Here is a 20,668-nt window from a genome sequence, read left to right as displayed (position 1 = left end):
CCCATGGCCCCGTTCGGCGGACACGCATTTGACCCATAGGGTCAGAAGCGCCGCACCTGTGTTATGATAGAACTACCGAACGGAGGTGCTGTATGGGCACGAAGAAGAAATTCACACAAGAGGAACTGAAGCATCTGCAGGCAAACCCCTACACGCTGCGGGTGACGGCAAACAGCATATCCTACACCCTCGCTTTCAAGGAGGCGTTCTGGGCGCTCAATCTCCAGGGCTACACCGGCACAGCCGCCTTCCGCAAGCTGGGCTATAACACGGAAGTTCTGGGTTTCGAGCGGATCCACAATACTACAAAGCGCATCCGGCGGGAGGCCAGATCGCCGGAGGGCTTTCATGAGGGCGCCCGGGGCGGTGTGCGTATACCAGGCGGCGGGAACAACCAGACAGAGGGGGCGTCCGCCCCGTCTGACGAAGCCGCCAGACGCATGAAACGGGAGATTTTGTGTCTCCAGCAGCAGATGGCGTTCTTAAAAAAAGTCATGCGGCTGCACGGCAAGCTGGGAGAATAGCCATGGACAGCGCCGGAGAGAGATTTGAGGCCATTCGCGCCGCGTTGGCGGATCGGAACAACATCCTCACCGTGAAAGACCTGTGCGAATTGGCAGGTGTCTCCCGCTCCGGCTACTACAACTGGGTGCGTTCTGAAAAAAACAGAGAGCTGCGGGAGGCGAAGGACCGGGCGGCATTCGAACAGATCCTGGAGGCATACCGGTTCCGGGGCTACGCAAAGGGCGTTCGCGGCATTCATATGCGGCTTTTGCACATGGGTATCCGAATGAACGTGAAGAAGATCCGCCGCCTGATGCGGAAATACAAGCTCACCTGCCCCATCCGAAAGCCGAATCCCTACCGCGGATTGCAGCGATCCATCCGAATGGGCAGCGCCGCGGAGAATTTGGTCAACCGGGAATTCGAGTCTCATGGGCCGAGAGCCATCCTCCTGACGGACATCACATACATCCCGCTCCGCGGCAGATTCTGCTACCTCTCCACGATCCTGAATTCCTGCACAAAGCAGGTCCTGGCCTATGCGATGAGCGAATCGCTGGAAGTGGATTTTGTTTTGGAAACGGTCCAGCTGCTGGTAAAGCACCATGGGATCTCGCTGAGCAAGGAGACCGTGATCCACAGCGACCAGGGGACCCACTACACCAGTCTGAAGTTCATCCAGCTGGTGGAGAACAGCGCACTGCGGCGGTCCATGTCCCGCAGAGGGAACTGCTGGGACAACGCGCCCCAAGAGAGCTTCTTCTGGCACATGAAGGACGAACTGGCCAGTGAGATCCCGGGGCGGACGTCTTTTGAGGCCGCCAAAGCCTCCATTGACCGCTGGATGGATTACTACAACAATGACCGCTGCCAGTGGGATCTGGCGAAGCTATCCCCTAACGAATATTACCACTACATCACCACAGGTGAGTACCCCGCCGGTATGCTGCCGCTATGGGTCAAATGAAAATGTCCTTGACTTGGGGAGCACTTTAAGCGGGTAGCGGAAAGCACTATACCGCGCCAGAGAGAAGGCTGCCCATTGTTTTTGCCGCTTCACGCTTGGCGGAGGTCGTTACATGAGCGTAGGTGTCCAGCGTGAAGCCTGCTGAAAAATGCCCCAGCATGCCAGATACGGTTTTGATGTCCACTCCGTTTTGCAGTGCCAGCGTTGCGAAGGTGTGGCGCAGGTCATGGAAACGCACCTTCGGCAGCCCTGCCCGCTTTAGAACGCGGTGCAGCATGTGCAGCACGCTGTCCGGCGACATGGGGCCTCCCGTCGGGGACGGAAACACCCACTCGCTGTTACCCGTTTTTCTTCTTTGCTGCATCAGAACGTCTATCGCGTCTGCCGACAGAGGCAGGGTGCGGTAGGCATTTTTTGTTTTCAGCGGCATCTCAATGATTTTGCCGTCGATGCGCCCGATCTGCCGTTGAACCCGAAGGTCTCCTTTTTCCAAATCAATGTCCGACCATTTTAATCCGAGCAACTCGCCCCGCCGCAGGCCGGTGGTCAGGTCGAGGTAGTAGAGCTCGTACACGCCGCTGTCTTTTGCCTCGCGGAGGAAGGACGTCAACTGCTCAACAGGAAGCGTCTGCATTTCCTTGCGCTCCGCCTTCGGCAGTGCGCAGCCGTCTGCCGGATTGCGGGCGATCAGCCGCTGCTCGACTGCCAGCTTCAGGGCAGAGGAAATGATTTGGTGGATGTTACGCACTGTTTTGGCGCTCAGTCCCTTGGGCTGCTTCTGTGCTTCGATTCGCTCTACCCGCCCTTCCGCCAACAATTTCTTGTAGAGCTGTTGCAGATGCAGCGTCGTCAGATCATTCAACGGGATCTTGCCGAGCTGCGGCTTGATGTGGTTTTCGATGTAGCCATGATAGGTCAGATAGGTGGATGGGCGCATCTTGATTTTGGCATAGTTCTCGTACCACACTTCTAACCAGTTACCCACGGTGTAGGTCTTGGCCCGCCCATAGTCGATGCCCACATTTTCCTCGATGGCCTTTTTCAGCTTTTCCTTGACCTCGGCCTGCGTCTTGCCGAGAACATTTTTGATGATGGCCTTGCCAGTTTCCGGATCGTGACCGACTGTGTACCGGCCCTCCCAGCGGCCGTCCTTTCGTTTTCTGATGTTGCCTTCACCGTTCGCTCGTCGCTTTGGCATGTTATCAGCCCCTTTCGCAACGAACAATACCGTAACCAACAGAGGAAAGCTATCCAACGGCGGAACAGTTATCAGAAAGTTATCATTTGAGTTTGGAGGAACTTCCCTGCCCTATCTTTGTCTATTGCGGCGCAATTCTTGCGCTGCCGGAGGGTACGCTTCTTTGGTTACAGCGGTGCGATTTTCGAACGGTCAAGAAGCCCTTTCCATTGACTACAGCGGCGCAAAATATGCTTGCCTTGCACCATTGATCACGCGGTGTTGATTACCTCGATTTCCTTCCGAAACGGCCATAAGGCACCACTAAATTCCTTGGGACACCTGCGTTTGCGGGAACTAAGACGCCAACCGCTCTGAAATCTCTCGCAAGAGGCGCCACAACCGACTGCGCTGAAACCCCCGTCAACTGCCCGCACTGCGGGCAGAAGTGATTGGGCAGAGCGTCGGTTCCGACGCCAGCCCTTTATCCTGCTTTCTTTTTCGTCCTCGAAAAAGCCGTGAAAAGCGCAGGAAACGCAGTCATATCAACGCTTCTAATGCATCGGTCATACGGACTTCAAGGGTCTCTCAAACGCCGTTACAAACACCCATCCCCTACTTCCATCAATGGGTACCACACGGCAAAAAAGCTCTTGTCGCAATCGCCTGCAAAACGGCCCACGTTCGCTTTCACGCATGAAAGCGGGTACACACTCGCCTTTCGGAGAAGGATCGCGCACAAGGGCACACACGGCGAAACAGGGGGCGTCCCTCCCCTGGCCACAGCGCGTCTTTGTGCTGCCAGCGAAATTCCTTTTATTCCGCCACGCTTTTATATACATACATTTCCCGGTTCTCTGTGACCCCCACTATCAGCAGAGAGAGAAAAATCCGGCGAAATTGCCGCCATAAATTTTATCCCCAACCGTTCCTCATCGCGTTGTTCAACTTCTCGCACAAACGGCCCACATTCGCTTTCACGAGTGAAATCGGGTACACACTCGCCTTTGCTCAAAGGATCGCACACAACGGCTCACACGGCGAAACAGGGGGCTTCACTTTTGTGCAATCGTGCATGGCATTTGACCGTCCCTCATCAGGCAAAAGAACAGCCGGAGGAAGCGGATGCACGCCTATGGCGTGTGTCCGCTTCCTTCGGCACCGCAGCCCCGCTGGGCTGCGCAACATTCTTTTCGGTCTGCCTATGTTGTATTTCTCACGCTCGGCACACGGGGATTTCTGCGTGTGCGAGGTGAAGGCGGTATCACTACCCTCGGCGTACTCCGCATATTGTCGAAACTCCCGGTGCCCGCTTGTCAAAGCGGCTAACTCGCCGTTTCCTTGCCTTGCCCGATTCTTCTTTGATTCCAGCAGCGCAAAATATTATCCCTTTTTCTTTACAGATACCGGAAGAACCAGCGGGCAACCCGCTGGTTCTTTCGCTTTTGTCTGTATTTCCCTTACTTGCTCTGATAGGCACGATAGAGGAACGTGACGATCTGGGCGCGGGCGCAACCTGCGTTGGGGCTGAAGGTGGAAGCGGACGTGCCGTTGGTCACGCCGTTCTCCACGGCCCAAGCCACAGCCTCGGCGTAGAAGTCGCCGGCCGCCACGTCGGTGAAGCCGTTCACCGTGGTGGGAGCGGTGCCCATGGCACGGTACAGCAGCGTCACGCTCTGGCCACGGGTGCAAGTGTTGTTGACACCAAACGTACCATCTGCCATGCCGTTGGTAATGCCGTTTTCCAGCGCCCAAGCCACCGCGTCATAGCAGTAGCTGCCGGGGAGCACGTCGGCGGGAACCGTGGCCGTGCCCTTGGGAGTGGGAGAACCGGCGGCCCGCCACAGGAAGGTCACGATCTGACCACGGGTGCAGGGATTGTTGGAGCCGAACAGGCCGTTGGCCTTGCCGTTGGTGATGCCCTTCTTCACAGCCCATTCCACAGCCTTGGCGTAATAAGCGTCGGTGGGAACGTCCGCAAAGATGGAAGCCGCCTGCTCCTCGACAAACTCTGCGGAAACAGTTACCTTGCTGCCGGGCATGGTGAAGGTGTACTTGCCGTTGCCCTTATCGGTGAGCTTGAGCTTATTGCCGCTGGCATCCTTGACGGTGAGTTTGTTCAACTCGTAGCCCTTATCAGGGGTCACGGTGACGGTCACCCGGTCGCCCTTGGAGGCGTTCTTGGGGCTGACGGTCACATCGCCGTTCTTGGTGCTGGGTGCGGATACAGCGTAGCTGCTGCCGGAAGAGCCGGAGGAACTGGAACCGGAACCGCTGTTAGACTTCTTTGCGGTAGTCACGGTGAAGGTCAGATCCTGATAGCCAGTTGCCTTGACAACCAAGTTGTAGCTTGCGCCCTCACCCTTGGAGAACGGCTGTGCGGTCAGGTCGATCACGCCATCCGTCTTAACGATGGTCACAGAGCCTTTGCCGGAAGCTGCATAGCTGGTGCCATCAACCGATACCGCAGAAATTGCTTTCAGATAGGCAGCAAACTGCTCCTCGGTAATGGCATCCGATGCCTTGACGAGCGCCTTCTTGGAAGCATCATATTTTGCGATAATATCCGCTGTTTTCAGTTCAAACGTCGTGGAAACCGGCGCATACTTTCCGGCACCGTCACTGACCGTCAGTGTGTAAACGCCGAAAGCGGGTGTTCCCTCCCAGGTCAGTTTTCCATCGGCAACGGTGAACTTGAATTCACTGAGGCCTTCATCGCCCTTTGTCACGGCGTAACTCGGCACAAAACCCTCCGGCAGACCTGCCGTAGTGACCGTCGTTTCCATTGCGGTGTTTCCTGCGTCGGCAACGGAAACGGACGCGCCTCTGGAGCTGTAGGGAACCGTGATATTGGTGCTGATGGTACGGACAGTCCCGTCGTTCAGATAATAGGTGATCTTGTCGATGGTCTTGCCTTGCAGCCCCGCATAGACGCCGGTATCTTCAAAGCCCAGTTTCGTACCATGCCAGATCTCCGCCACATGGCGCAGGCCGTAGGTCTGGCCGTCCGTGGTGTGTAACGTCACTGCGGAAACCATCGATTTGATATTTTTCGGCAGTTTGCCGGAAACCTCCAGTTTATAATAGGCACGGTGGCTACCAGTCTTCAGGCTGACGCTAATACCGACAAGTTTCGTCATTGCCGCGGTGGCCTTGCCGAAGGAGAAGGAGCCGTCTGACTTAACGGTCAGCGTCTTGTAATAGGTGGGTGCCTCAGCAAGGACATAATACGCGTGATCCGGATTTTCAAACAGTGTGTCCTTGCCTGTATACGTTGTCGTTATTTCTTTGTCCTTCGGCGTTACAGTGATGGTGAGCCTATCACTGTCCTTCACCTGGTTGTAGCCGTACAGTGCGGAGAGGTCGGCTACATATACCGGGTAGATCACGCCGGAGATATCGGATCCATCTGCGTTCACATGATAGGAGCCTTCCGCCAGCTTGCTTCTCGTTTTTTGCAGGGTTGCGGAGGAAACCGCGTCTACCTTCGCCGCAGTGCCATTAGCATCCTTTTCTGCCGCGTAGAACTCGGCATAGGGAATGTTCATCAGCACATAGCCGGAATTGGCAGGAATCTCGTACTTGTTCAGATCCGGGGCTGCATCAATGCCGGTTTTCCAGTACAGGTCTGCCAGCGGGTCATTAGTGCCGTCTACCAGTGTCCCGTTTGCCACATATTTCTTGCCGGAATTGATCGCCACAGACGCATCATGGGACTTGCCGGGCTGGGCATTCTTTCCGGCACGATTATAGGCGGTCGCGCCCTGAATATATGCCTCGGTCGTAGTGATCGTGCCGCTGCTGGAAACCGCGCTGCTGCCGGAGCCGAACAGCACACTGCCGCCCAGAGCGATCACCTTGCCATTCCCGGAAATAGTGCCGTTGTCCAATTCGATGGCGCTGCCGCCGTTGGGATACAGCAGGGTCTTTCCATCGCCGCCATAGGCTGCCAGAACCGCGCCGTCCTCCAGCGTCAGAGTGCCGTTCTGGACTTTCAGAGCCGTCTGGCCCTTCTCCGTGCCGCCGGCATCATCACCTCTGATGAATACCTGGCCCTTGACCGTCACATCGCCGGTGGTGAGCACCACGGCTTCATCATTGGAGCGGTCGGTCAGATCGCCGTTGGCCAGATAGTTGGTGTGGGAATAGATAGCGGCATTTTCCAGCGTGGAGCCGCTTTCCATGCGGAGCTGGCCGCAGAGGGACGCACCGGTTTCAAATTTCCCTTCGTAGGAATCGTAGTTCATGGAGAAGGTGCCGCCGCTCTGCACATCAATGATGCCCTGCACCGAAGAATCCCGCAGGGTCAACTTGCCGCCTTTTTCCACCACAATGCGGACGCTGCTGAGCACTTTCATATTCATCAGCGTCAGGTTGCAACCATTGGGGATATACAGCGTCTGGGGAATGTTGCCCGCTTTCACATCGTCCCAAGCAATGTCATTGCCCAACACACCGTAGGTGCCGCTCTGGTGAGAGCCGTACCAGACCTCCAAATCTTTCGGCACACGAACACTGTTTTCTTCACCAGTCACATTGCTGCCGAAGTTTTTAATGGCCCACGGCTCCATAATATCCCATGCGTACAGGCCATTGGAATACTGATTCAGATTTTCGGTTTTGATCTGGTCTGCCAGCGTTTCCTCGCCGGTATAGATACGGAAGGGCAGGGCATTGCTGGTTGCTGTGCGGCCTTGGTTGTCCTCAATATGAACGGATATCAGATAGCTGCCCGCGTCCTTCGGCGTGCCGTTCAGCGTCAGGTCGCTGCTGATAGTCATGTAGACGCCTTCCATGCCGCTGTCGGCGGCGGCAGGCGTTCCCTTTTCGGTGTCCGGTACGATGCTGACGGAGCACTTGCTGCCCACCAGCTGGATTTCGGATTGATGATTCAATTCTTCCCAATCCTTGTCCGTGGGGTCGTTGCCTTTTTTCACCAATGCGCCGTAAACGGTGACAGCACTGTTCTTGTTGCTGGAAGCGCCGCCGACGCTGGCACTGGAAACGCCGTCGTAATTCTTCTGGCCGACGATGGCCGCCTCGAAGCTGCCTACGAGCTTGACGTGCAGCTCCAGCGGATCGCCCTTGCCGTCATTTTTTTCGACAGAAGCGCTGCCGTCTGTGTTGATGACCAGCTTGAAGGTCAGAGCCTCATAGCCATCGGCAGTGATGGTGATCACATCGCCGCTTTTCAGCGCAGCCGTGCCGCCATAGCTATTCCGTGCAAACAGCAGCTTACCGTCGGAAATTTTGTACTTACCGCCGTCTGCAAGAAACGAAGTTGCATTCCAAGGTTTACCATTCACGGTAACGGCGGTAATCTTTTCCGCATACCCGTCTTCCCCAAAGGTTACCTGCCAATCATTTCCATCGGAACTCTTGGCAAAGCTGACTTTGCTCAAATCAATTGTTTTCTTTTCCGGGGGGGTGGGGGGTTCCGGTTCGCTGCCGGAGCTGCCGGAATCTGCAATGACAGTGGCTGTGTAGTCACTGCCGCTTTTTTCCACTTTCACCGTCAAATCTTTGTACCCGGTTGCAGAAAATTTAATCGTTGCGGGGTAAGTTGTACCGCTCTTCATAACAATCTGGAGTGCAGTATAGCTGCCATAGGCACCATACGCAGTACCCATACCCCAGTTTCCTGCATCAGTAAAAGAGTTCACGCTGCCGCTGCTTTGATAGGTATCGTCATTTACAGCAACCGCTGTTATAGCATTCAGCCAATCAGTATTTTCAAATTGAAAACTCAAAATTGTATTATAAATTTCCCCCGCGGTAAGGCTTTTCACCTCTGTCGGCGGTTCTTTCTCCCCTGCCGCCATGGCCGGGGTAACTGCCAGTGACAGCAGCATCACCGCCGCCATCAGCAGCGATCCCAGCCGCTTTTGTATCCCTTTCATAAATTCCTCCTGTTCAGAATAGTTTCATGCATTCCATGGAATGCATGACGGGCGCGCCCGTCCTTTCTTTTGAAGTTCATTTTCCATTTGAATGCGGCAGCATTTTAACATCTCCTGCCGCCCGCATCTTGAAAGTGCCTCCCTTCTGTGATATACTCCTACTTAGTTAGTCGTCTCTAACCACTGCTGCAAAAAAATACAGGAACGACAGTACCTGTAAAGTTTGTTCAACGCGTTTTTGTTAGAGTTCTCTAACTGTTCGGCGCATATTTTAACACGTTCCGAATAGTTCGTCAATGCCCATTTCATTTGTTTTAAGGAGAATCCCATGAAAAAACACTTCATATCTGCAATGCTGTCCGCCCTGTTGTTTCTGACTGGCTGCAGCGCCGAATCTTCGCCGGAGCCAGTCCAGGGCACCTTTTTCGCCATGGATACCGTGATGGATTTTACGATTTATGGGGAATCCGGGCTGATCGATCAGTCAGAATCGCTGATTGCCTCTCTGGAATCTCTGGTGTCCGTTACGGATGCGAACAGCGAACTGTATGCCATCAACCAGACCGGCTCCGGTACGCTGACCGGGAAAGCTTCTTCGCTGATGGAGCAGGCGCTGGAAATCTGCCGCCGCACGGATGGTGCGCTGGACTTATCCATCTATCCCATTGTCCGGGCGTGGGGCTTCACCACCGGCAGTTATCAGGTGCCGGACGAGGCGGAGATTCAAGCCTTGCTTCCTCTTGTGGATTATCGGAAGATTCAGTATGATGCAGCCACCGGCACCGTCACCCTGCCGGAGGGAATGGAGATCGACCTCGGGAGTGTTGCCAAGGGCTATGCCGGTCAGTTGGCGGCACAAATGCTGCGGGAACACGGCGTGCAGTCCGCTCTGCTGAATCTTGGCGGCAATGTGCAGACGGTGGGCGCAAAGCCGGACGGTTCCCCGTGGCAGATCGGTATTAAGGACCCGCAGGGTGAGGATGCCATGATGGTACTCTCTGTGGAAGATCAGGCCGTGGTAACATCCGGCGGATATGAGCGGTATTTTGAACAGGACGGCCAGACCTATTGGCATATCATGGACCCATCTACCGGGCATCCGGCTGACAGCGGCCTGATTTCCGTCACCATCGTGGGAGATGAAGGCGTGGTCTGCGATGGACTTTCCACCGCATTGTTTGTCATGGGGCTTGAAAAGGCGGCTGATCTGTGGGCGCAGAGCGGCGATTTTGAGGCTGTGTTTGTGACAGCATCCGGCGAGGTTTACATTACGGAGGGCTTGCGGGATCGCTTTGCGTTGACGGAGCAGTATGCGGATACACCGGTCAGCGTGATTGAACGGTAAAATGTCCCCAGCAGAGTGAAATAATTACATTTTATGATATGCGCCGCTTTCTAAGGCTGATGTTCCCACGAATGTGTTCAGCCACTTAATTGCCTGCGCAATTAAAATCTATGACCTTGACCCAGTTTTGACCCAGAATAGAATTGGAACTGGCAGGGCTGGACGGAAACAACGGAAAATCCGCCGAGCGAATGGCGGTAAAAAGCACAAATCGGAGCCGAAACGGCTCCGATTTTCCCTTGAGACTGCCTCATAACCCGGAGGTCACAGGTTCGAGTCCTGTCTCCGCAACCAGAAAGTCCTGATTTCTTGCGAAATCAGGACTTTTTCCGCACTTTTGCGCCCAATAACTTACTTGCCGTTTTTTCTGACCCAAACGCTGACCCCAACGGGAGCGGATAGCGGAAAGCACTATACCGCGCCAGAGAGGATGTTACCCATTGTTTTTGCCGCTTCACGCTTGGCAGAGGTCGTTACATGAGCGTAGGTGTCCAACGTAAACCCTGCCGAAAAATGCCCCAGCATGCCAGATACGGTTTTGATGTCCACACCGTTTTGCAGTGCCAGCGTTGCGAAGGTGTGGCGCAGGTCATGAAAACGCACCTTTGGCAGCCCTGCCCGCTTTAGGACTCGGTGCAGCATGTGCAGCACGCTGTCCGGCGACATGGGGCCTCCCGTCGGCGAGGGGAATACCCATTCGCTGTTACCCGTTTTTCTTCTTTGCTGCATCAGAACGCTGATCGCATCTGCCGACAGCGGCAAGGTGCGGTAGGCGTTTTTCGTTTTCAGCGGCATCTCAATGATCTTGCCGTCGATGCGCCCGATCTGCCGTTGAACCCGGAGGTCTCCTTTTTCCAAATCAATGTCCGACCATTTTAATCCGAGCAGCTCGCCCCGCCGCAGGCCGGTGGTCAGGTCGATGTAGTACAGGGCGAACACGCCGCTGTCCTTGGCCTCGCGGAGGAAGGACGTCAGCTGCTCAACGGGAAGCGTCTGCATTTCCTTGCGCTCCGCCTCCGGCAGCGCGCAGCCGTCTGCCGGGTTGCGGGCGATCAGCCGCTGCTCGACTGCCAGCTTCAGGGCAGAGGAAATGATTTGATGGATGTTGAGTACTGTTTTGGTACTCAGTCCCTTGGGCTGTTTCTGTGATTCGATTCGCTCTACCCGCCCTTCCGCCAACAATTTCTTGTAGAACTGTTGCAGATGCAGCGTCGTCAGATCATTCAACGGGATCTTGCCGAGCTGCGGCTTGATGTGGTTTTCGATGTAGCCATGGTAGGTCAGATAGGTGGATGGGCGCATCTTGATTTTGGCATAGTTCTCGTACCACACTTCTAACCAGTTACCCACGGTGTAGTTCTTGGCCCGTCCGTAGTCGATTCCCACATTTTCCTCGATGGCTTTTTTCAGTTTCTCCTTAACCTCGGCCTGCGTCTTGCCGAGGACGTTTTTAATGATGGCTTTGCCGGTTTCTGGATCGTGACCGACCGTGTACCGGCCTTCCCAGCGTCCATCTTTGCGCTTTCGGATGTTCCCTTCCCCGTTCGCTCGTCTTTTCGGCATGGTATCAGCCCCTTTCGACAACGAACAATACCGTAACCAAGGGAACAAAGCTACCCGAAAGTCGAACTGTTATCAGAAAGTTATCATTTGCACCTCGGAGCCGCGCCGCCTTATCTTTGACTATTGCGGCGCAATTTTTGCGCTGCCGGAGGCGTTCTCTTTAGTTACAGCGGTGCGATTTTTGAACGCTTGAAAGTCTCTTTTCATCGACTGCGGTGACTCAAAACACGCTTGCCCTGCACCATTGATCACGCGAAGGTGATTACCTCGATTTCCTTCCGAAACGACCACAAGGCACCACCAAAATCCTTGGGACATCTGCGTTTGCGGGAACTAAGACGCCAGCCGTTCTGAAATCTCTCACAAAAGACGCCACAACCGACTGCGCTGAAACCCCCGTCAACTGCCCGCACTGCGGGCAGAAGTGATTGGGCAGAGCGTCGGTTCCGACGCCAGCCCTTTATCCTGCTTTCTTTTTCGTCCTCGAAAAAGCTGCGAAAAGCGCAGCAAACGCACTCATACCAACGTTTCCAACACGTTGGTCACACGACCTTCAACACCTCCGGCGCAAACGCTCCACGTTCGCTTTTACTCCTGAAAGTGGGTACACATTCGCCTTCGCTCAAAGAATCGCACACAAGCGCTTACACGCCGAAACAGGGGCTGTTTCGGATGGGGGCGCTATTACTACCCTCGGAGCGTTTCACACGTTTCGGAAACCCTGCGTGGCCAGGTGTCAGAACGGCAAACTTTGCCGCTTTTGGGTCTTGGTCGGAGGCGCTCTTGAAGAATGCAGAGAGCCTGCGGAACAGCGATGCGCTTATGCGCGTCGCTGTTCCGCAGGCGTCGCGGCCCCGCTGGGCTGCGTAATCTTTTTCGTTTCTGCCGAAATCGGGATTTGTACATCCGGCGCTCATGGTTTTCCGCGTGTGCGAGGCACGGGTGGTATCACCACCCTCGGTGCGCTTTGTGTGCTTCTGAAATGCCGGACGGCCGCTTGTCAAAAGGGCTCATTTGCCGTTTTCTGAGGTTGCTAAGCAGTATTCTCTGTGCGGTCCCTTTTTCTGCTAATATGCAGATATCCCTGTCGGCAATTTCAGTTGCAAACGCTTTCCCTCCCCCAACCACAGCGGGGCTTTGTGCTTCCAGCAGAATTGCGTCCAACAGAACAACTACGGTCTCGTTGGGATGCATGGATTCATCAAGTTTCGGTTGTCTAATTGTATTAGATTCGTCATCAACTTATACCACAAGATCGTAATTTCGATTGCACCATAAAATTTATGAGTGACTCATAAACTGATCAATATCTTTCGCTTTCGTTGTATTCGCTCTATGATAGGCACAACAAGAGAGCTGCAAGGCTCACTATGAGGTTCATTCGTTCTTCCTCCTAAGAATCTCATATTGGTTTTCTTTCAGCATCGTTTACGTTTTTAGGATATGGTCAAGTCGGTCAAAGCAGCCCCGGACTGCCGGGGTCATCAGGTTGATGAGCACACCGTCCAGCAAGGCAAAGATTACCGTGCCCTCCCGCACCACGCCCAGCCCCAGACCGGCCCGCCAGCAAATCAGCAGAGCAAAAATCACATAGGCAAAATCCAAAAATATCTTGCAGGTACCATAGCGCATACGGACCCGTTCCGCTACCAGCGCACAGAACGCCTCGGCGGGATAGTTGGTGAAGTTGCAGTTTTTGGTAATGGTAAAGCCCAGACTGATCAGCCCCATTCCGCACAAGAAGCAAAGCATCTGCTGGAGATACCCTTGGGGAGCAAGGTGCTGGAACGGCGCAAAGCGGTAGCGGAAAAAGTTCAGCAGAACGCCGTGAGCCAAAATGGGAAGCAGTTGGAAGCAGCGCCCCCACTTGAACTTGCTCCGCAGCATGAGAATCTGGAGCAAAAAAAACACGCCGTACAGGTAAATGCTGGCGGTCCCCACCTTGATCCCGGCGGCGCCCGCAATAGCGGAGGCTGCCGCCGTGGAGGTGGTCTGCCCCAGTCCCGCGATAATGCCCAATGTGACGCCTGCGCACAAAACTGTGACGCCTGCCAGCATTTCCACCGCATGAATCAATCGTTGTTTCCTCTGAACAGACACGGAGAGCCTCCTTGTTATAAGGATGCCGGGGCTACTGGGATCAAACCAGCGGCCCCGGCAAAGCAATTATTATGGTAAATCAGATTAGAAGCCGATGGCAATGGCCACGCCCATGGAAACGAACGCGAACAAGAAATAGATGGCCATCAAGGGCAGGAAGAACTTGTACCACTTCTGGACAGGCACCTTGGCATAGTTCAGGAAAATCATCAGGGTGCCGTAGCTGAACCAGAACATATTGGTGATGCCATCGCCGAACTGATAGGCCAGAACAGCGGTCTGGCTGGTGAGGCCCAGCTCCATAGCGATGGGAACGATGATGGGAGCCAGCAGAGCGCCCTTGCCGGAGCCGGAGGGGATCAGGCCGTTGATGAAGGACACCAGAATTACGATGCCGATAGCGGCGGCCAGCGGGGGCAGGCCCTTCAGCAGCTGCGTGGCGTTATAAACGATGGTGGCATTGATGTTGGCGGAGTTCATGACCCAGTACACGCCACGAGCGAAGCCGATCACCAGCGCGCCGCCCACAGCGCCGCCGGCGCCCTTAACGAAGGAGTTTGCAATCTCAGAGGGATGCAGCTTACCTACGATGCCAGAGAACAGCGCGGAAGCCAAGAAAACGGCGGATACGTCATCAATGCCCCACTTCACGCCGCCGAAGCCCTTCTGCATACCGATGACGGTCATAATCATAGCGGCCAAAATGCTCAGCAGCACCGCCACGTGGCGGCCGGTAACGGTGACGTCCTTGCTGGTGTCCAGCACCAGATCGGAGACGTCTACGCCGTGGACTAAACTCTTTGCGGGGTCCTTGGCGATACGGTTGGCATACACCACGGTGTAGGCCACGCCGATGATGGTCATGATAGCCCACAGCACGGCGCGGAAGCCCAAGCCTACGAACACGTCGCTGTCAGCGGACAGCAGGCCCATGTTCTGCAAAATGCCGTTGCACACGCCTACGGTGTAGAGATTGGTAGGGCCGGTAACGAAACCGCCCATCAGTCCGATGATCAGCACGGCACAGGCCACGATGCCGTCATATCCCAGTGCCAGGATCATAGCCACCACCAGGGGTGCGAAGGGGATCAGGGTCTCGATCCAGCCCAGGAAGCCGCCGATGACGGAAAACAGCACCATCAAGGCGATCAGCAGGAACGTGCGGGAGCCAGAGCCGAATTTATGGACCATCTTGGTGATGCTGGAGTCAATGGCGCCGGTGCTCTTGTAGATCTCTAGCGCACCGCCGATCACCAGCACCAGGATCACCAGATTGGAGGTATCCTTGATGCCCATGGGCACGGCCCGGAACAGGTTGAATACATTGTTAAAGTTAAAGGCGTTCTTGGGCAGAGCGGTATAAACGCCGTCTACCAGGGTACCGGGGGTAATGATGAACGTGAACAGCCACGCCACAACAACTACCGCGAAAATCAGGACAAAGGGGTTTAGGTTTAAGGGTTTCTTCTGTTTCATAGGTTTCTTCTCCTCTCCAAATATCAAAGCTGCGTAAAGCAGGGATTCCCTATGGGCGCAGAAAGCCCGGACGCTTACTTAGGCTCGTTGGCTAGGGTCTGAACTGCCGCCAGATAGCCTACGGTGCCCTCCTCCATCATGGCAATGTCGATGCTGTCCCGGGTGGTATGGCACAGCTTGATCTCTGCCGGAGAATAGCCCAGACACTTGACGCCCTTGGCGGCATAGTGGCCGGTGTCGGTGGCGAAGGCCCAGGGCTTGGTCTGAATCTCGCGGCCCACGGCGTCCTCAATGGCGGCCTTGACCTTCTGGATATATTCGGCGTCAGCGCTGGCGACGAAGGGATTCTCACCCTGATAGCCGCGTCCCTCCACGCCGGTATAGGTAGTCAGGGGGAAGTAGAGCAGCTCCGCCTTAGCGGTGACGCCGTCCACATGGCAGTTTGCGATGGCAGCTTCCAGCTTTCGCTGGACTTCCTCCGGGGTATCGTCCCCGCTCTGGCGGTAGTCCACATAGAGCACGATCTCATTGGGGATGATATTGGTACCCTCCTCAGAGGAGGTGATGCGGGTGCAGGACATAGTGGAGCTGCCGAACAGTCCGTCGCTGCCCATGGGGACCTTTTGCAGTTCCGGCAGCAACTGGGCCAGAAAATCGAAGGGATTGTGGCCCACATGGGGAATAGAAGCGTGGCAGGACTTGCCGGTAATGGTGATGACGCCGCAGCAGCGGCCTCGGCTACCGATGGCAATGTCATTCTCCGTAGCCTCACCTACGATGGCGTAATCCGTCAGCATTCGGTTCTCCTGGGTGTGGACCATAGCGCCGTAGCCGGCGATCTCCTCGGAGATCACAGCGGCGGTGATGATGTCACCCTTGGGCAGCAGGCCGGCTTCCTTCAGCAGGAAGGGAACATAGATCTGAATGGCCATGGTGCCTTTGGTATCGGAGGCACCCCGGCCCCAGACCCGGCCCTCGGCGATCGCGCCGCTGTAGGGGGGGTAAGGCCACAGGCTCTCATCACCCTCGTAGACCACATCCATGTGGCAGTTGAGCATCACAGAACTGCCGCCGCCGGTACCCTTCATGGTGCCGAACACGTTGCCATAGCGGTCCACCTCCACCTTGTCGTAGCCCAGTTCCTTCATCTTCTCCTGCACATAAGCGGCCACTTCGCCCTCGTGCAGAGATTGGGAGTTGCGCTGGATCAGCTCCGAAGCGGTATGGACAATGTCATCCTTGTACTTCGCGGCGATCGTTTTCAATACCTCGTTCATAGCTTCCTCACTTTTCATGTTTTATGAAGACCAGCTGCCGTGGGAATTGTGTCCCGCAGCAGCCGGAGATCATGCAATAGAACGCTTAGACCTTCTCCAGCGCCTCATCCAACTCGGCGATGATGTCCTCCGCATCCTCCAGACCAATGGAGAATCGCAGCTGCCCCATGGAGATGCCTGCGGCCTTCATATCCTCAGGGCTGTAGGCTCGGTGGGAAGTCTTGGCCGGATAGGAGATCGTGGTGGCAAAGCTGGCCAGGCTGGGCACAAACTTAATCGTGGAGCACTCACGGATTAAGGCGCTGGCCCCCTGCTCGCCGCCGGCAATATCGGCACTGAGCATACCGCCGCAGCGGCCGTCCACAAACAGCTTGGCGGCCAGTCCATGCGAGGGAGAGGATTCCAGACCGGGATAGTAAACCTTCTCAACCTTGGGATGGCCCTCTAAAAACCGCGCCACCTTCAAAGCGTTTTTAGAGTGCTGTTCCATTCGCAGATCCAAGGTCCGCAGACTCCGGCACAGCAGCCACGCCTCCATGGGACCCATAATGGCACCGTACAGCGTGAAGCAGCGGTGGATCTGGGCAATGTTTTCCTTGTCAGACACCACCGCGCCGCCGATCAAATCGCTGTGACCGCCCAAATACTTCGTGGCGCTGTAGACCACAATATCGGCGCCCATGCTCAATGGCCGGGCCACGGCGGCGGTGGCGAAGGTATTGTCTACCACGAGCTTGCAGCCGTGGGCGTGGGCGATCCCGGCAATGGCGGGCAGGTCATTCACTTCCATCAAGGGATTGCTGATGGTCTCAGTGTAGACCACCTTGGTATTGGGGCGGATAGCAGCCTCCACCTTGGCTGGGTCATCAAACTCCACAAAGGTGACCTCCACGCCAAAGCGGGGCAGTTCATGCTTAAAATAATCATATACGCCGCCATATAGGACTGGCGAGGAAACGATGTGGTCGCCGGCCTGCACATTGGCAATAATGGCATTGATGATCGCCGCCATGCCTGAGGAAAACACCAGCGCACCATCAGCCCCCTCAGCTGCCGCCAGCATTTCTTCCGCGGCATCCGTACTGGGATTGGTCATTCTGGAGTACACATAGCCATCGGCCTCTCCTGCATAAACAGCATCCAGAGAGGGCACGTCATCAAACGTGAACACACTGCTCATATAGATAGGCAGCACCTTTGGAACAGAAACACTGGATTGAATTTTCTTCGCCAGCTCCAAATCACCTGTATGGGCCAGCTTTGTTCTCATGTGACTTTCTTTCATGATGGTCGTCCCTTCTCCTTGTTCATTTTAGCATAAAAGTTTGGTGGAACCCCTTGCTTTTTTGTATTATAACAGGTACATTCTTAGAAGTGAAGCAACTGTTTTTCACATAGCGATATGAGTAAAAGTCATTACTCGAGTGGCGTACAAAAGGCATTTGTCTGTATTGCGTATTGTGAACAGGATTGTACAGGCTCTCTGTTCCTGCCTGAACAGCCGCTATATTTTCAACAGCAAAGGAGTCCTGAACCTCTATGACACTTCAGCAGTTACAGTATCTGGTTGCGCTAGCAGAGAGCAATTCGATCAACCAGGCAGCCCAAAATCTATTTGTCTCTCAGTCCGGCATCAGCAAGGCGATCAAGCAGCTGGAAAGTGAACTGGGCTTTCCCCTGCTGGAACGCAGCAGCCGGGGCATCACCTTCACCAGCCGCGGCACAGAATTTCTCCATGACGCTTACAGTCTGATCAAACAGTTCCATACCATGCAGGATCACTATCTGCAAACGGAACCTCAGGGCATGATTACAATGTCCATCACCTCCCGTTACTATATTTTTGTAGCGAAAGCAGTTGCAAAAATGGCAAATCTATTGAAGGAACACAACTATTTTATCCGTCTTCAGGAGGGAAAAGTCAGCGATATCATTCAGGATGTGGCAGCCCGTCGGAGTCAGCTTGGCTTTATATCCTACTATGATACCAACGCAGAGTTTATTCAGCATGAGCTTGAGCGCTTCAATCTGGAATTCCACAGTCTTTGCAGCAACCAGCTCCATGTTTTCCTGTCCAAGAACCATACGCTTGCCAAAGAACCCAATATCACCCTCTCCATGCTCAGTCCTTACCCATATATCTTCTACGACGGCGGCAACGATCCATACGGCTATACTGAGGAGGTCTTTTTCCCCGTACATCCGCAAAAATCCATCGCCGTATCAGACCGTAGCTCCATGCTGAATATCATCCGCCACTCAGAATGTTATAACCTTGGCTCCGGCTGGCTGTTGGAAGGCTACAGCGAATCCGATCTCATTACCCGCCCCCTCTCCCTTCCCGCTGACACGACCATGCAGGTCGGCTGGATCACCAAACGCGGATATATGCTGGATGCCGAATGTGAACAGTTCCTCAAGTTCTGTCAGGAAGCCCAGGATGACTGCTGCACCGGAAGCCTGTAAATTTATCCGATGTTTATGGACAAAAACGTTCCGAACGGATGTGTTTTCCATACAGCGAGCTTTAAAACAAGCAATCTTGACAGCATCAAAGCGGCGTCGCAGACGCCGCTTTGATGACTTCCACACCGCAAGACTATCCTGTGAAAACGCTTCTGAGCGTTCGCATACCCTGACCCACTTTTGACCCAGGATCCGAAAAAAGCGGGCAGGGCTGGACGGAAACAACGGAAAATCCGCCGAACGAATGGTGGTAAAAAGCACAAATCGGAGCCGAAATGACTCCGATTTGTGCTTGAGACTGCCTCATAACCCGGAGGTCGCAGGTTCGAGTCCTGTCTCCGCAACCAGAAAGTCCTGATTTCTTGCGAAATCAGGACTTTTCCCGTACTTTTGCGTCCAATATCTTACTTGCCATTTTTTCTGACCCAAACGCTGACCCCAACGGGAGCGGATAGCGGAAAGGATTATACCGCACCAGAGAGGATGTTACCCATTGTTTTTGCCGCTTCACGCTTGGCGGAGGTCGTTACATGAGCGTAGGTGTCCAGCGTGAAGCCTGCCGAAAAATGCCCCAGCATGCCAGACACGGTCTTGATGTCCACTCCGTTTTGCAGTGCCAGCGTTGCGAAGGTGTGGCGCAGGTCATGGAAACGCACCTTCGGCAACCCTGCCCGCTTTAGGACTCGGTGCAGCATGTGCAGCACGCTGTCCGGTGACATGGGGCCTCCGGTGGGCGATGGGAATACCCATTCGCTGTTGCCCGTTTTTCTTCTTTGTTGCATCAGAACGTCTATCGCATCCGCCGACAGGGGCAGTGTGCGGTAGGCGTTTTTCGTTTTCAGTGGGGCTTCCACCACTTTGCCGTTCTGCCGTGAAATGGCACGTTGGATTTTCAGCACACCACGGTCGAGATCAACGTCCGTCCATTTCAGTCCCAGCAGTTCCCCACGGCGTAGTCCTGTGGCGAGGTCGAGGTAGTAGAGTTCGTACACACCGCTGTCCCTGGCCTCCCGGAAGAAGGCGCTGAGCTGGTCGGCGGTCAGGGTTTTCATCTCCTTGTGTTCGACTTTCGGCAGGGCGCAGCCCTGCGCGGGATTCTTGCTCACCAACTTCTGCTCCATGGCGAGATTGTACGCCGAGCCGATCATCTGGTGGATGTTCCGCACTGTTTTGGGAGCCAGACCTTTCGGCTTTTTCTTGGCCTCGATGCGGTCTACCCGCCCGCCGTCCAACAGATGTTTGTAGAATCTCTGTAAGTCCAGAGAAGTGAGATCTGCCAACGGGATGCCGCCGATCTGCGGCTTGATGTGGTTCTTCAGAAAGCCTTGGGTGGTCTTGAACGTGGACGGTCTGAGTTTCACCTTGGCGTAGTTCTCCATCCAGACCTCCAGCCATGTTCCCACTGTGTAGGTCTTGGCCCGCCCATAGTCGATGCCGATGTTTTCCTCGATTGCCTTTTTCAGCTTTTCCTTGACTTCTGCCTGTGTCTTGCCGAGAACATTCTTGATGATGGACTTCCCGGTTTCTGGATCGTGACCGACTGTGTAGCGTCCTTCCCATCGTCCGTCCTTTCGTTTTCGGATATTGCCCTCGCCGTTTGCTCGTCTTTTTGGCATGGTATCAGCCTCCTTTGTAACGGCAAACCATACCGTAAACAACAGAGGAAAGCTACTGGAAAGCGGAACTGTTATCAGAAAGTTATCATTTGCGCTGGATGCCCTATCTTTGTCTATGGCGACGCAATTTTTGCGCTGCCGGGGGCGTTCTCTTTAGTTGGTACAAAATAAGCATAGCACCCGAAGCGCAAATGAAGGCTCGGATGCTATGCTTATTTTTGTTATAATGGGAGGGCAATGGATGGACGGTTTCTTTGATGAGCCAAGCGTTCGAGCT

12 protein-coding genes are annotated in these 20,668 nt (G+C 54.8%); 4 read left to right on the top strand and 8 right to left on the bottom strand.

The genetic code is table 11. From position 1 onward, the window contains the following. The first annotated feature begins 92 nt into the window (after positions 1-92). Positions 93-524: an HTH domain-containing protein gene (locus H8Z83_RS17090; protein ID WP_187016174.1), complete on the top strand. Its 432-nt coding sequence runs from the start codon at positions 93-95 to the stop codon at positions 522-524. 2 nt (positions 525-526) lie between these two features. Further along, positions 527-1,471 carry an IS3 family transposase gene (locus tag H8Z83_RS17085; protein ID WP_187016173.1) on the top strand — a complete coding sequence of 315 codons (945 nt, stop codon included), beginning with the start codon at positions 527-529 and terminating at the stop codon, positions 1,469-1,471. Between the two features lie 46 nt (positions 1,472-1,517). On the opposite strand, the gene H8Z83_RS17080 is transcribed toward H8Z83_RS17085, so the two are convergent. Further along, complete coding sequence (locus tag H8Z83_RS17080) at positions 1,518-2,669, bottom strand: tyrosine-type recombinase/integrase (protein ID WP_187016172.1); 1,152 nt, start codon at positions 2,667-2,669, stop codon at positions 1,518-1,520. Positions 2,670-4,108: 1,439 nt separating this feature from the next. After that, positions 4,109-8,548: an S-layer homology domain-containing protein gene (locus tag H8Z83_RS17075; protein WP_187016171.1), complete on the bottom strand. Its 4,440-nt coding sequence runs from the start codon at positions 8,546-8,548 to the stop codon at positions 4,109-4,111. 328 nt (positions 8,549-8,876) lie between these two features. Between H8Z83_RS17075 and H8Z83_RS17070 the strand changes: the two genes are divergently transcribed. Then, entirely contained in the window at positions 8,877-9,893 is a 1,017-nt protein-coding gene (locus H8Z83_RS17070; RefSeq protein ID WP_187016170.1) for an FAD:protein FMN transferase, read from the top strand. 411 nt (positions 9,894-10,304) lie between these two features. Here the strand turns inward: H8Z83_RS17070 and H8Z83_RS17065 are convergent, their stop codons facing one another. The 5 genes from H8Z83_RS17065 to H8Z83_RS17045 form a co-directional block, all read right to left on the bottom strand. Then, positions 10,305-11,456 carry a tyrosine-type recombinase/integrase gene (locus H8Z83_RS17065; RefSeq protein WP_187016169.1) on the bottom strand — a complete coding sequence of 384 codons (1,152 nt, stop codon included), beginning with the start codon at positions 11,454-11,456 and terminating at the stop codon, positions 10,305-10,307. Between the two features lie 1,428 nt (positions 11,457-12,884). Then, positions 12,885-13,556: a DUF6198 family protein gene (locus H8Z83_RS17060; RefSeq protein WP_187016168.1), complete on the bottom strand. Its 672-nt coding sequence runs from the start codon at positions 13,554-13,556 to the stop codon at positions 12,885-12,887. An 84-nt stretch (positions 13,557-13,640) separates the two neighbouring features. Then, a complete protein-coding gene (locus H8Z83_RS17055) occupies positions 13,641-15,032 on the bottom strand; it encodes an AbgT family transporter (RefSeq protein ID WP_187016167.1) in 1,392 nt (463 codons plus the stop codon). A 74-nt stretch (positions 15,033-15,106) separates the two neighbouring features. Next, a complete protein-coding gene (locus H8Z83_RS17050) occupies positions 15,107-16,309 on the bottom strand; it encodes a M20 family metallopeptidase (RefSeq protein ID WP_187016166.1) in 1,203 nt (400 codons plus the stop codon). Between the two features lie 85 nt (positions 16,310-16,394). After that, positions 16,395-17,594 (bottom strand): trans-sulfuration enzyme family protein, encoded by a 1,200-nt coding sequence (locus tag H8Z83_RS17045; RefSeq protein ID WP_187016165.1) that lies wholly within the window; start codon positions 17,592-17,594, stop codon positions 16,395-16,397. A gap of 254 nt (positions 17,595-17,848) precedes the next feature. On the opposite strand from H8Z83_RS17045, the gene H8Z83_RS17040 reads away from it, so the two are divergent. After that, positions 17,849-18,775, top strand: coding sequence for a LysR family transcriptional regulator (locus H8Z83_RS17040; RefSeq protein ID WP_187016164.1), 927 nt, complete (start codon positions 17,849-17,851; stop codon positions 18,773-18,775). A gap of 464 nt (positions 18,776-19,239) precedes the next feature. Here H8Z83_RS17040 and H8Z83_RS17035 read toward each other — a convergent pair whose 3' ends face one another. After that, the gene (locus H8Z83_RS17035) at positions 19,240-20,391 is read right to left on the bottom strand and encodes a tyrosine-type recombinase/integrase (protein ID WP_187016163.1); all 1,152 of its coding nucleotides are present in this window, start codon (positions 20,389-20,391) and stop codon (positions 19,240-19,242) included. Positions 20,392-20,668 lie beyond the last annotated feature (277 nt).

Source organism: Dysosmobacter segnis (assembly GCF_014297285.1).
Lineage (GTDB): Bacteria > Bacillota > Clostridia > Oscillospirales > Oscillospiraceae > Oscillibacter > Oscillibacter segnis.
Note: the sequence above shows the minus strand (reverse complement) of the source record. Positions and strands in the feature narration are given on the sequence as shown.

What these genes read in the sequence shown, in the direction of transcription:
- H8Z83_RS17085 (WP_187016173.1), top strand. Translation starts at nt 527, where the DNA reads ATGGACAGCGCCGGAGAGAGATTTGAGGCCATTCGCGCCGCGTTGGCG.
- H8Z83_RS17070 (WP_187016170.1), top strand. Translation starts at nt 8,877, where the DNA reads ATGAAAAAACACTTCATATCTGCAATGCTGTCCGCCCTGTTGTTTCTG.
- H8Z83_RS17065 (WP_187016169.1), bottom strand. Translation starts at nt 11,456, where the DNA reads ATGCCGAAAAGACGAGCGAACGGGGAAGGGAACATCCGAAAGCGCAAA.
- H8Z83_RS17055 (WP_187016167.1), bottom strand. Translation starts at nt 15,032, where the DNA reads ATGAAACAGAAGAAACCCTTAAACCTAAACCCCTTTGTCCTGATTTTC.
- H8Z83_RS17090 (WP_187016174.1), top strand. Translation starts at nt 93, where the DNA reads ATGGGCACGAAGAAGAAATTCACACAAGAGGAACTGAAGCATCTGCAG.
- H8Z83_RS17080 (WP_187016172.1), bottom strand. Translation starts at nt 2,669, where the DNA reads ATGCCAAAGCGACGAGCGAACGGTGAAGGCAACATCAGAAAACGAAAG.
- H8Z83_RS17075 (WP_187016171.1), bottom strand. Translation starts at nt 8,548, where the DNA reads ATGAAAGGGATACAAAAGCGGCTGGGATCGCTGCTGATGGCGGCGGTG.
- H8Z83_RS17045 (WP_187016165.1), bottom strand. Translation starts at nt 17,594, where the DNA reads ATGAAAGAAAGTCACATGAGAACAAAGCTGGCCCATACAGGTGATTTG.
- H8Z83_RS17035 (WP_187016163.1), bottom strand. Translation starts at nt 20,391, where the DNA reads ATGCCAAAAAGACGAGCAAACGGCGAGGGCAATATCCGAAAACGAAAG.
- H8Z83_RS17050 (WP_187016166.1), bottom strand. Translation starts at nt 16,309, where the DNA reads ATGAACGAGGTATTGAAAACGATCGCCGCGAAGTACAAGGATGACATT.
- H8Z83_RS17040 (WP_187016164.1), top strand. Translation starts at nt 17,849, where the DNA reads ATGACACTTCAGCAGTTACAGTATCTGGTTGCGCTAGCAGAGAGCAAT.